This window comes from Pseudomonas sp. NBRC 111132 (genome assembly GCF_001320565.1).
Taxonomy (GTDB): domain Bacteria; phylum Pseudomonadota; class Gammaproteobacteria; order Pseudomonadales; family Pseudomonadaceae; genus Aquipseudomonas; species Aquipseudomonas putida_P.
This window is the reverse complement of the sequence record NZ_BCBI01000015.1, coordinates 16271-28621: the sequence shown is the minus strand read 5'-3', so window position 1 is coordinate 28621 and position 12351 is coordinate 16271. Positions and strand designations below refer to the sequence as shown.

Sequence of the window (12351 nt, the reverse complement as noted above, 5' to 3'; positions counted from 1 at the left end):
AAATCCTTCATCACCCAGCCCCCACTTTGCGTTCGCGAGAGGTAAAGTGTCAGGCATGATCCCAGCGCCGACAGGCGTCAATGAGGTGCCCGTGGCTGCTTATACCCTGCGACAACTCAAGTACTTCGTTACCACCGTGGAGGCTGGCAGCGTTGCCGAGGCCTCGCGCCAGCTGTACATCGCCCAGCCGTCCATTTCCACCGCCATCAAGAGCCTGGAAGAAAGCTTCGGCGTGCAACTGTTCATCCGCCACCACGCCCAAGGCGTGTCGCTGACGCCCAGCGGCAAGCGCTTCTACGCCAAGACCCGAGCGCTGCTGCAGATGGCCCACGAGTTCGAGCAGAACGCCCTGGCCGACAACGACACCGTGGCCGGGCAGATCGATATCGGCTGTTTCGAAACCGTGGCACCGTTGTACCTGCCTCGTTTGATCGCCGGCTTTCGTCAACGCTACCCTGGCGTGGATATCCGCCTGCGCGACGGCGAGCAGCAGGACCTGATCCAGGGCCTGACCGCCGGTACCTTCGACCTGGCGTTTCTCTATGACCACGACCTGGATGGCACCATCGAGGCCGAGCCGTTGATGCCACCGCAAAAGCCTTATGTGCTGCTGCCGGAAAACCACCGCTTTGCCGGCCAGGCCCAGGTGTCGCTGCGCGACCTGTGCCCGGAGCCGATGATCTTGCTGGACGTGGCCCCCAGCCGCACCTATTTCGTCAGCCTGTTCAACGAAATGGGGCTGACGCCAAACATCGTCTTCAGCTCGCCGTCGATCGAGATGGTGCGCGGCATGGTCGGGCAGGGCTTTGGTTTTTCGTTGCTGGTCACACGGCCGCACACGGAGTACACCTACGACGGGCAGCGCTTGGCAATGCTGGACATTACCGAGCCAGTGGCGCTTTCTGGGCTGGCTGCGGCGTGGTTGAAGCGCGTGCAGCTGACCAAGCCTGCGCAGTTGTTCGTGGAGTTTTGTCGGGAAGAACTGGCGAAGTTCTGAAGCTGAGCACGCCATGCCTCACCGGCAGGGGCATGGCGTGCCGGTTGCTCAGGGGTTGACCTGATAGCCGCGCCCCTGCAGGCAGCCGCTGTAGGCGCTGGCATGGGCCTGGGTTTTTGCCTGGTCCTGGCTGCGCCTGTCCTGACGCCGGTCCTGACGCTGGCGCATGCCTCCGACCGCGGCACCGGCGGCGGCCACTTCGCCGGCACGGTTCTGCCGGTACTGCTGTTTGGCGTCGTCACCTACCCGGTCATACAGCTCGTCGTGCTGGTTGCCGCGTACCTGCGCGCCTACCGCGCCGGCGGCGGCACCCGCGGCCGCACCGCGTACCCGGCCACCGACATGCGGGTCGCTGGACGTCGCCGTGCTGTTCGCGGCATTGCTGGCGACGGTATTGCAATCGTTGATATCCAGTTGCATCTGCTGGCTGCTCTGGCCCTTGAGCGGCACCACCGACTGCGCCTGGGCCGCCGATGCCGCGCACAGCAGTAGCAGCAGGTAACTCCACGTGAACGTACGCATGGCACACCTCCACTGGGCGGAAAGCCCGCTTCACAGAATAGTTCGGCGGTAAGACGGTGATAGGCAAAACGACCGGAAATCGGCTCGGCATGCCAAACGGCTGGCAGTTTTTGCCGTTTCGCCTACACCTGATAGCAAGGAAGAACGGCAAGCGCTCGACAGGAGTCGACACGCGGCACAGCCCGCATACCCCCCTGCGCACACTCCGTTTACACACGCTTTCGATCAACCCTGGCCAAACAGCCTGGGATGTACGCGTTCGCTCGGCAAAAAGCCGGCAGGGAGGTGCGCCACACGCCATTCACTCACCCGTGACAGCCGGCCGCGTTCGGGCGAACTCGGCCCAAAAACAATAAAGGAGTCCCTGCATCCGCCATGGGCACGCGCCCTGTCGATGCCAGGAGTGCAGCCGATCAAGGAGATCATCGATGAACCAGCCCCAAGGAACACTTGCCACACTGGCCATGACGGCCACCCTGTACAGCCTCGCCGCACAGGCCGGTACCTACCCGGACTATGGCTACGCGCCACCCGACAGTTACGAAGGGACCAAATTTACCCTCAGCCAAAACTATCCGACGTCACCGCCCAATGGCGTGCCGGCGTTCTTCGGCAAGTTGCCTGCCAAGCGCGACAACAACTTCGAGACATGGCGCCCGTACATGGAGGCTGCGAAGCGCTATTGCCTGGAGGGCAACGTCGAGGCTGACTGGTATGTGCAGCACAACAAGGTTCGGCAGTGGTACCACATGCCGTGGCAGCATTACGGCCCGCTGGGGCGTGAGGGCATACACGGGCTGACCAAGGAGGCGCAGATTCAGGTCAAGCAACTGGCCAGCACGCAGACGGCCACCGGTCAAACCTATGCCGTGGGGATTTATAACGACATTGGCGCCTACACCATTGGGCAAGTCTGGAAGGACCCGAACAACCCAGACCCGAGCCATACCGCCCAACCCAACAGCTTTGCCAACGGCACGGTGGTGTGCAAGGCGCTGTTCGCCGACATCGACCGCAGCACGGTGCCGTTTCTGGCCAACCCGGTGCTTTGGCAGGGCTATATCACAGACACGTTCACCTCGGCCAACCGCAAGCTCAAGGACGTGGCGTTGATCCAGATGGACGTAGCCGTGCGCGACACGCGTATTGCCGAAACCGGGTGGATCTTCGGTACCTTCCAGTACAACGGGGCCATGAGCGGCAAGGCCAGCTGGGACAACCTGGTGCCGGTGGGCGTCATGTGGGGCAACGACCCTCAGGTGACCAGCAATGACTACACTAACCCACAGCCCACCCAGACCCGTATCAACAAGGCACTGCAACAGACCGCCATCAACGCCGATACCCGTGAACTGCCGCCTACCCACCTGGGTTGGAACGGTCGACTCAATGGGCCGGTGGACAACCCCAACAGCTCCTGCCTGAGCTGCCACGCCACCGCCGAGGCGCCGCAGGTGGCGATCATGAACCCATTGTTCCAGAAAAACCCACCGAAACCGGGCTCCGCCGAGTGGATGAAATGGTTCCAGAACATCCCGGCGGGGCACGCCTTCACCCCAGGTACGCAAAGTACCGACTACAGCTTGCAGATGTCGGGTGGCCTGGTGAACTTCTACCAGTGGAAGTGCGACATGAGCGGTATCTATGCGGACGGCAGCAATGCCTGCGCCAAAGTGGCCAGCATGAAGTTGAAGATGTCGGTGCCGGGCAGAGCCGCACAGCAGCCCGTGCAGCGTGTAATGCGTGATCCAAGCCTGGAGCAGTTGCTCGAGTAGCGCTGGGCTAACCTCCGGGCAGCCGTTGCCCGGAGGTTAGCGACGATGGGCACACCCGCTGACGCATTGCGCTTTTCCCGTCTAGGCTTGCTGACGTAGGTGCTGCCTGCAGGTCTATCCGTGGGAACCAACATGACCCAGCCCCAAGATCTGATCATTTGCGAATACTGCGACACGGTGTACCAGCGTGTGCCATTGCTCAAGCACCAGCGTGCCCTGTGCCCGTGCTGTGGCGGCGTGCTGTACCGGCATACGTCGCTCACCATCGAGCAGCGGCTGGCGTTGAGTGTGACCGGTGGCGTCCTGCTGGTATTTGCCAATGCTTACCCGGTCATGACCATCGGGATGCAGGGGCTAACCCATTCGGCGACGTTGTGGGACGCGGTGCAGATCCTCAGCCACGGCAGTATCACCTTCATCGCCTTGGTCATGGCGTTGTCGATCATCTTCGCACCGCTGTTGCAGATTGCCTTGTTGTGCTGGGTGTTGAGTTTTGCCTTGGCCGGCCAGCGTGCCCCCGGTTTTGCCCTGTGCATGCGTGGCCTGGAAAGCCTGCGACCGTGGAGCATGCTGGAGGTGTGCCTGCTGGGGGCGATGGTGGCGGTGATCAAACTGGCGGGGTTGCTCGATGTAATCCCCGGTATCGGCCTGCTGGCCCTGGCCGCGCTGAGCATGCTGATCATCCATATTGCCGGCAAGGACATCCGCGACTTGTGGGAGCAGGTATGACAACCCCGGCCAACGCAGACGACCTTGGCTTGTGCCTGTGTCATGGCTGCGGCCAGGCCTGCGACATGAGTGGCGGTGCGCACACCTGCAACCGTTGCGGCGCGGCCATTCACCGACGCAAGAGCAATGCCATCAGCCGTGGCTGGGCGTTTCTGCTGGCGGCGCTGGTGTTCTATATCCCCGCCAACCTGCTGCCGGTGATGCACACCGAAATGCTCGGTAGTGGCAGCGACAGCACCATTGGCGGTGGTGTGCTGGAATTCTGGGAAGCCGGGGCCTGGGACATTGCGCTGATCATCTTCATTGCCAGCGTGGGTGTGCCCGCGATCAAGTTTTTCTCCCTCGGCCTGCTGCTGTACACCGCCCAGCGTGGTTCCACCTGGGCTTGCCGACAGCGTTCGCAGTTGTACCGCTTCGTCGAGCTGATCGGCTACTGGTCCATGCTCGACGTGATGGTGGTGGCGCTGGTGGCGGCGCTGGTGCAACTGCGCGGGCTGGGCACCATCGAGCCACGGGTGGGTATCCTGTTTTTTGGCATGGTGGTGGTGCTGACCATGTTCTCTGCAATGAGCTTCGACCCACGCCTGATCTGGGATAGCCATGCCAACGAGGGAGGCCGCATTGATGGGGCAACAGACTGACAAGCGCGACGGTACAGGTCAGGTTGACGTGCGCACACGGCGCTGGGGGGTGTCGCTGGTCTGGATCGTGCCGATTCTGGCTATCCTGATCGGCGCATCGCTGGTGGTACGCAACTGGATGCAGCAAGGGCCGGTGATCACCATTTCCTTCCACAGCGGGGAGGGGTTGGTGGCGCACAAGACCCAGGTGAAATACCGCAGCGTGGTGATTGGCGAAGTGACCACGGTGGACCTGGCCGAGGACAAGAAGAGCGTGGTGGCCAACGTGCAGCTGTCCAACGATGCCCGCTCTTTTGCCACCCAGGGCGCGCGCTTCTGGGTGGTGCGACCGCGCATCGGCGTAGGCGGGGTTTCCGGGGTGGACACGCTGCTTTCGGGCAGTTTCATCGGGGCTGATTCCGGTGAGTCGAAAGTGCCGGAAAAGTCCTTCGTCGGCCTGGAGCTGCCGCCGCCGATCACCTATGACGAAAAGGGCAAGCGTTTTGTCCTTACCGCCAGCGATCTGGGCTCGCTGGATGTCGGCTCATCGATCTACTACCGCAAGATCCCGGTCGGTGAAGTGGTCTCTTTTGCGCTGCAGGACGATGGCAAGGGCGTGGAGATTGGCGTGTTCGTGCAAGCCCCCTACGACAGCTTCGTCACCGCCGACACGCGCTTCTGGAATGCCAGTGGTGTCGATATGCAGATTGGCGCCAACGGGCTGAAGGTCGATACCGAGTCGTTATCATCGATCCTGGTGGGGGGGCTGGCCTTTGGTTCGCCCGATTTCGCCCCGCAAGCCGAGCCAGCTGCCGACCAGGCCCGCTTCCAGCTATTTGCCGACCGCGACTTGGCGCTGGCCCCTCCCCACGGCCAGGCGCAGTACCTGCAACTGCGCTTCGACCAGGCCATGCGCGGCTTGTCGGTGGGTGCGCCGGTGGAGTTCAAGGGTGTGGAGTTTGGGCGTGTTACCTCTATTCAGCTCGATTACGACGCCGCCAGGCAGACCTTCCCGGTAGTGGTGGATGCAGTAATCTACCCGCAGCGCCTGGGGCCGGTGCACCGCAAGATGCTGGCGGTGTTCAAGCACACCGAAGGCGACATGGATGGTGCGCGGGAGCTGATCGGCACGTTTGTCGAGCATGGCCTGCGGGCCCAGGCGCGCAGCGGCAACCTGATCACGGGGCAGATGTTCATTTCCCTGGATTTCTACCCCGATGCCCCCAAAGTCGCCTTCGACATGGCCGCCAACCCCATCATCATCCCCACGTTGCCGGGTAGCCTGGAGCAGTTGCAGGAGCAGCTGCAGCGGGTCGTGGAACGCATTGCCAAGCTGCCGCTGGAAAGCATCGCCGGCAACCTCGACGGCAGCCTGCGTGAGCTGCGCGCCAGCCTCAAGCAATTCAATGGCCAGACACTGCCGGATGTAAAAGTGGCGCTGGACGAAGTGCACAAGACCCTGCGCACCGCCAACTCGGCCATTTCCGAGGACTCGCCGCAGCGCGAGCGAATGGGCGAAACACTGGATGAGCTGGAACGCATGTCACGTTCGCTGCGTGACCTTGCCGATTACCTGGGCCGCCACCCCGAGTCACTGATTCGTGGCCGGCCGAAAGCGGCCGGGCCCGCAGACCTTGAGCCCTGAGGAGACAGCCGATGCAACGACTACGCAATGTTTGTGTGGCTAGCCTGCTGGTATGGCTCGGGGGCTGCAGCAGTACGCCGAACAACTACCACACCTTGGTACCGAGTGAGCCGGCGCGTGACAGTGGCCAGCGCATCCAGGTGGTCAGGGTGGTCGTCCCGCCCCAGGTCGACCGCCCACAGTTGGTGGTACGCGAAGGGCAGAGCGGCCTGGCCATCCTTGAGACGGAATGGTGGGGGGCCAACCTGGTGGATGAGTTCCGCAGCGCCCTGCAAGACCAGTTGGGTGGCCCGGCGGGCGGCGGCAAGGCGGCTTTGCGGGTGGATGTGCAGCGCTTCGACACCGTGCCGGGGCGTTACGCCTCGCTGGAGGCCGTTTGGCGCCTGAAGGTGGCGGGGCAGGCTGAGCTGACCTGCCGCACCTCGGTTCAGACTGCGGCTGACAACAGCATCACCAGCCTGGTGAATGCGCATCAGGCCAACCTTCGCAAACTGGCCGAGGCGGTGCGGGGGAGTGCCGGGCGGGGTAGTTGTTCGCCTGTGGCCTGACCCTACATAGAGCCGTTGTGGGAGCGTCTCCTGCGAACCCAGTGCTTTACATTCAGTGCGTATGATAATAGGGTTTTAATCATACGCAATGAATGTAAGTGTGCTTTCGTTCGATAAGGAGAGTCGACCCATGTTCACGACCTACCGCGCGCTGTTCCAGTCACGCGGCACCCTTGGCTTTACCCTGGCTGGTCTGTTGGCCCGCCTGCCGTTGCCCATGACCGGCATCGGTATCATCACCATGCTCGCGCAACTGCACGGCAGCTACGCCCTGGCCGGAGCGGTGGCGGCCACGTTCGTGCTGACCTACGCACTGCTGTCGCCACAGGTTTCCCGTCTGGTCGATCGCCATGGCCAGCGCCGCGTGTTGCCGGCCGCCACCGCGCTGAGCGTGGTCGGTTTGTTGTTGCTGCTGGCGTGCGTCACCTGGCAGGCGCCGGCCTGGTGCCTGTTCCCCGCTGCTGCGCTGGCCGGCTGCATGCCCAGCCTGTCGGCAATGGTACGGGCGCGCTGGACGGCGCTGTACCGCGATACGCCACAGCTGCAGAGTGCCTTTTCGCTGGAAACGGTGCTCGATGAGGTCACGTTCATCGCCGGCCCGCCCCTGTCGGTCGGGCTCAGCGTGGCCTTGCTGCCCCAGGCCGGGCCATTGGCCGCCGCGCTGTTGCTGGCCATCGGGGTATTCGCCTTGGTCGTGCAAACGGGCAGCGAACCCCCGCTGCAGGCTGATGACTCGACCGGCCACCAGCGGGTTGCGGTGATCGCTCAGGCGGACGTGCGCCTGCTGGTCCTGTTGATGGTGGCCATGGGCGTGATCGTGGGCAGCGTCGATATCGTCAGCGTGGCATTCGCTGAACAGGCCGGCATGCCGGCGGCAGCCAGTGTCGTGCTGTCGTGCTATGCCATTGGCTCGTGCGCGGCGGGCCTGCTGTTCGGTGCCGTGAATCTGGCGGCGCCTTTGCACAGGCTGTTGTTGCTCGGCGGCCTGGCGACGGCGGCCAGTACCGTGCCGCTACTGTTGGCAGGCAACCTGTTCGGGTTGGCTGCTGCCGTGTTGCTGGCCGGGCTGTTTTTCGCACCAACCCTGATCGTGGCCATGGCCCTGGTGGAGCGTCTGGTGCCCGCCAGCCAACTGACCGAAGGCATGACCTGGCTGCTGGCCGGCTTGAATGTTGGCGTGGCATTGGGCGCTGTGGCGTCAGGGCAGGTGGTCGACGGGTTGGGCGCCAGCGCCGGTTTCCAGGTGGCGTTGGCGGCCGGGGCGTTGGTGTTGCTGGTTGCCCTGTGGGGCTATCGGCGCTTTGCTCAGGCTCGCCGCAGCGGCACCTCGCGCAGCAACCAGGACAGTGCGAAGGCCACGCTGGTGATCCCCCCAGCCAGCATGAACACGCCATGCATCGCCCCGGAAAACGCCAGCAGGTAACTGTGTTGCAGGGCGGCGGGCAGGTCGTGCACGGCGGCTGGTGAAAGGCTCGCCGGGCCACCGGCGCTGGCGGCGAAATCGCTGGCCAGGCCGCCTAGCAGGGCATGCGAGAACAACGCGCCGAACAGCGAAACGCCGATGGCGCCGCCAATCGAGCGGAACAAGGTCGCCCCGGAGGTGGCCACGCCCATATGGCGCGGCTCGACGCTGTTCTGCACCGCCAGGATCAACACCTGCATGACCATGCCCAGGCCGGCGCCCAAAAGGCCCATGTACAGGTTCATCAGCGCCATGGGCGTGTCCAGCTCAAGCCGGCTCAGCAGGCCCAGGGCAACCACTTGCAGCAGGGTGCCAAGGATCGGGAAAACCCGGTAGCGGCCCCAGCGGCTGATCAGTCGCCCGGTAATCGCCGACACCACCAGCAGGCCACCCATCAACGGCAGCATCTGCAGCCCGGCACTGGTCGGCGTGGCGTCTTTCACCACCTGCATGTACAACGGCAGGAAGGTAACCGCGCCGAACAGCGAGACCCCGACGATAAAACCGATCAGCCCGGCAAGCACGAAGGTGCGGTGGCGGAACAGGTGCAGCGGCATGATCGGCTCTGCGGCGCGGCGTTGCTCGAGGACGAAACCGACCAGGCCGATCAGGGCGAACAGCGACAGGCACAGCATGTCCAGTGACTGCCACGCCAGCAGGCTGCCGCCCAGGCTGGTGATGAGCACCAGGGCACCCAGTGCCACGGTGAGGAAGAATGCACCGATGTAGTCCACCTCATGCCGCACCAGGGCCACATGCGGGCGAAACACGCTGCCGATCACCAACAGCGCCAACAGGCCCAGCGGCAGGTTGATGTAGAAAATCCAATGCCAGGACAGGTGCTCGACCAGGAAACCGCCGATCAGTGGCCCGACCACTGTGGCGAGGCCGAACACGCCACCGAACAGGCCTTGGTAGCGGCCACGTTCGGCGGGCGGGATGACATCGCCGATCGCGGCCATCGCCACCACCATCAGGCCACCACCGCCCAATCCCTGCAGGGTACGAAAGGCAATCAGCTGGGCCATGGTCTGCGCTGCGCCACACAACGCCGAACCCAGCAGGAACACCACGATGGCGACCTGAAGCACACGCTTGCGGCCGAACTGGTCGCCGAACTTGCCATACAGTGGCACCACCACCGTGGAGGCCAGAAGGTAAGCGGTGACCACCCAGGACAGCCAGCGCAACCCACCCAGGTCGCTGACGATGGTGGGCAGCGCGGTCGATACGATGGTCTGGTCGAGTGCGGCCAGGAACATCACCAGCATCAGGGCTGCCAGCAGCAGTGGGATGGAGGTTTGCGCGTCCGTTGCGGCGGGGGAGGTATCGGTGGATATCGGTTGCACGGGGCTGACCTCAACGGTGTGTGGCGTGGGCCTGGGCATGCTGTTGGCCGGCATCCAGCAGGCCTGCCAGGGCAAAGCGGTACAACTGCGCTGCAACGGCGTCGGCCGGCATTTGCAGAATCTCGTGCAGCGCGCCAGAGCCACCGCGCGGGCCGATCAACAACATTGCCCAGGGCGCCGTGACGCAGAGGATGCAGCGGGTCAGGGCGGGGTCGCTTGCAGGGATACCGCTGATTTCGCTGAACAGAGCCTTGAGCAGCGACAGCCGCAACGGCGCTGCCGCCTGCAGGTGCGCCTGGCCATGGGGGCTGGGGGCGAGGATTTCCGCGGCCAGTACCCGCAGGTGCCAGTTGTCCTGGGCTGATGTGGCTTTGTGCACCACCAGCTCTACCAGCACGCGCAGCTTGTCCGCGGGTGGTTGGTTGCCTTGGGTGATGCGTTGCAGGTCGCTGAGGTCGAGGAAACGCTGGCGTGCTTCGTCGAGCACGGCCAGGTACAGGCCGTTGCGGCTGCCAAAGTGGTAGTTGATCGAGGCCAGGTCGACCTCGGCCTTGGCGGCAACGGCCTTGTTGCTGGTTTCGGCATAGCCAAGCGCGGCGAACAGTTCGCCAGCGGCTTCGAGGATGCGGGTGCGGGTGACGGCGCCGTCCTTGCGGGTTTCGCGGGGAGCTGTGGACATGGGGCTGCTCTGCGGGCCAAGGGAATGAGCAGAGCGTCGCGCACACGTAATTTAAAATCAATTTAAATTTAATTTATGTGATGTAAGGCTTAAGGCCCTGGGGCTGCTTTGCGGCCCATTGTGACGCAAGGGGCGCAAAGCGCCCCCAACGATCTCAACCAAAAAACATCAGTTCAAGCGCTTGCCGTTCTGCTCTTCGCCATTACTGGCCGCCTGCTGCAAGCCTGCAGCCTTGTCCATCGGCAGGTGGTCGAATTCGCGCAAGCCATCCTTGCGGTACGGGTCACCGATCCAGCGCGGTGCTGCCACGAACTGCGGGCTCACCAGGCTCTTGGCCGGCTCATAGCGGTCATAGCTCAGCCCGGCCAGGTCGGACAGGGTATGGATCAGGTGCGAGCTGCTGTAAGGGCGGCTGGCCATCGCCTGCAAGTCGCGTGGGTGCTCGGCCTGCCAGCTGGGCGAGGTCCATAGCAGGAACGGGATGGTGTACATCGGCCGGGTCGGCGCGCCTTCGTTGCGCCCCAGGCGGTCGTGGTCACCGGAGCTGTACACATCTTCACCGTGGTCGGACAGGTACACCAGGAAGCCATTGGGGTTGCCGGCCGAGTAGCGTTTAATCAGGCTCGACACCACATAGTCGTTGTAGCGCACCGCGTTGTCGTAGAAGTTGTAGGTTTTTACCTGGTCCGCCGTCAGCTGGCCGGGTACACCTGTGTTGTCGGTAAAGTGGGCATAGTCGTCGGGATAGCGGAAGCGATAGTCCATGTGCGTGCCCAGCAGGTGCACGATGATGAACTTGTTCGGCGCAGGGTCTTGCAAGGCCTTCTCGAACGGCGCCAGCACCACATCATCGTACTGGCTGGCATTCTGGTTGCGCTGGTTGTTCAGGTATACCGGCGCATCGGTCTGCTGCGAGAAGGTGGTGAGCATGGTGTTGCGCTTGGTCATGGTCTGCTGGTTGGTGATCCAGAAGGTCTTGTAGCCTGCCTGTTTCATCAGGTTGATCAGCGACGGGTCGGTGAGGAAGCGGTCCGGGTTCTGCTCGTCGCCGAAGGTGAGGATCTGCTGCATCACTTCGATGGTGTACGGGCGTGGCGATACCACGTCGCGGAACACCGTCAGGCCCTTGTCGCTGGCGGCCAGCGCGTCGAGGTTGGGCGTGGTGTCGCGGTTGTAGCCGTACAGGTGCATGTGCTCGCGGGTGGTGGACTCGCCCAGTACCAGCACCAGGGTGCGCGGCGCGGTGCCGCTGCTGTCACGCAGGTTTTGCAGTGGGGGCAATGCGGCGTTCTGGGCCAGCAAGTCCTGCATGTTGTCCAGTTGCTGGCGATACTGACGGTAGCCGACCAACAGTTGCCAAGGCACTGCGGGCTCCATGCGTTGCTGCACTTTTTCAGCGGCATCGGCGAAGTTGCGTTCCTGGGTGACCATCTGCTTGTAGAACGGGTACACCAGGTTGGCCACCAGCAACAGGGCCACCACCGGCAGGCGGCTGCGCAGGGGCAGGCTGACGGGGCGTACACGTTTCCACAGCAGTACTGCAACCAGCGTGTACAGCAGCAGCGCCAGGCCCAGCCACACGCTGAAGTACTGGCTGAAGTATTCGCCGGCCTCGGCGGTGTTGGACTCGAACATCACGAAGATGACGCTTTGCGAGAACTCCTGACGATAGATGCCGAAGTAACTCAGGCCCACCAGCGATGCGGCCCACAATACCAGGCCGATGACAGCCGCCGTGGCGCGGGTGAAGCGGGGCAGCAGCAGCACCGGGGCCAGCCACAGGCTGCTGAGGAAGAACGCATCGCGAAAACCGGCAAAGCCGGTGGTGCCACTGAACAGCAACAACGCCTGGGTGACGCCGGAGAAGTACCAGAAGAACAGCAGAAGCCAGCCCAGGCCGGCCCAGTCCACGCGCTTGTGCGCGGCGGGGGATGTAGTGTGTGACACGTATGCCTCGTCGTACCTTGGCGGCCAGCAGATGTGCCTGTGGCCGGAAAAGGCGTGACGCTAATCGGTTGACTGTGA

The 12351-nt window shown here is 63.5% G+C and carries 11 protein-coding genes; 7 read left to right on the top strand and 4 right to left on the bottom strand.

All coding sequences use genetic code 11. From position 1 onward, the window contains the following. Positions 1 to 91 precede the first annotated feature (91 nt). Complete coding sequence (locus APH35_RS09675) at positions 92 to 997, top strand: LysR family transcriptional regulator (RefSeq protein WP_041166739.1); 906 nt, start codon at positions 92 to 94, stop codon at positions 995 to 997. Between the two features lie 48 nt (positions 998 to 1045). Here APH35_RS09675 and APH35_RS09670 read toward each other — a convergent pair whose 3' ends face one another. Further along, the gene (locus tag APH35_RS09670; protein ID WP_012272913.1) at positions 1046 to 1519 is read right to left on the bottom strand and encodes a YMGG-like glycine zipper-containing protein; all 474 of its coding nucleotides are present in this window, start codon (positions 1517 to 1519) and stop codon (positions 1046 to 1048) included. Positions 1520 to 1947: 428 nt separating this feature from the next. On the opposite strand from APH35_RS09670, the gene APH35_RS09665 reads away from it, so the two are divergent. From APH35_RS09665 to APH35_RS09640, 6 genes are all read left to right on the top strand, one after another. Further along, complete coding sequence (locus tag APH35_RS09665) at positions 1948 to 3294, top strand: hypothetical protein (protein WP_060514691.1); 1347 nt, start codon at positions 1948 to 1950, stop codon at positions 3292 to 3294. A 132-nt stretch (positions 3295 to 3426) separates the two neighbouring features. Beyond that, the gene (locus APH35_RS09660; RefSeq protein WP_012272911.1) at positions 3427 to 4023 is read left to right on the top strand and encodes a paraquat-inducible protein A; all 597 of its coding nucleotides are present in this window, start codon (positions 3427 to 3429) and stop codon (positions 4021 to 4023) included. Beyond that, positions 4020 to 4664, top strand: coding sequence for a paraquat-inducible protein A (locus APH35_RS09655; protein WP_012272910.1), 645 nt, complete (start codon positions 4020 to 4022; stop codon positions 4662 to 4664). The genes APH35_RS09660 and APH35_RS09655 overlap by 4 nt, the downstream gene beginning before the upstream one ends. After that, positions 4648 to 6288 (top strand): PqiB family protein, encoded by a 1641-nt coding sequence (locus APH35_RS09650; protein ID WP_012272909.1) that lies wholly within the window; start codon positions 4648 to 4650, stop codon positions 6286 to 6288. The genes APH35_RS09655 and APH35_RS09650 overlap by 17 nt, the downstream gene beginning before the upstream one ends. An 11-nt stretch (positions 6289 to 6299) precedes the next feature. Further along, positions 6300 to 6836 carry a PqiC family protein gene (locus tag APH35_RS09645; protein WP_012272908.1) on the top strand — a complete coding sequence of 179 codons (537 nt, stop codon included), beginning with the start codon at positions 6300 to 6302 and terminating at the stop codon, positions 6834 to 6836. 130 nt (positions 6837 to 6966) lie between these two features. Further along, positions 6967 to 8259 (top strand): MFS transporter, encoded by a 1293-nt coding sequence (locus tag APH35_RS09640; RefSeq protein WP_060494628.1) that lies wholly within the window; start codon positions 6967 to 6969, stop codon positions 8257 to 8259. Here APH35_RS09640 and APH35_RS09635 read toward each other — a convergent pair. From APH35_RS09635 to APH35_RS09625, 3 genes are all read right to left on the bottom strand, one after another. Beyond that, the gene (locus tag APH35_RS09635; RefSeq protein WP_082425752.1) at positions 8142 to 9647 is read right to left on the bottom strand and encodes an MDR family MFS transporter; all 1506 of its coding nucleotides are present in this window, start codon (positions 9645 to 9647) and stop codon (positions 8142 to 8144) included. The genes APH35_RS09640 and APH35_RS09635 overlap by 118 nt on opposite strands. Before the next feature lie 10 nt (positions 9648 to 9657). Next, positions 9658 to 10326: a TetR/AcrR family transcriptional regulator gene (locus APH35_RS09630; protein ID WP_012272905.1), complete on the bottom strand. Its 669-nt coding sequence runs from the start codon at positions 10324 to 10326 to the stop codon at positions 9658 to 9660. A 168-nt stretch (positions 10327 to 10494) separates the two neighbouring features. Further along, positions 10495 to 12273 (bottom strand): phosphoethanolamine transferase CptA, encoded by a 1779-nt coding sequence (locus tag APH35_RS09625; RefSeq protein ID WP_012272904.1) that lies wholly within the window; start codon positions 12271 to 12273, stop codon positions 10495 to 10497. Between the last annotated feature and the right edge of the window lie 78 nt (positions 12274 to 12351).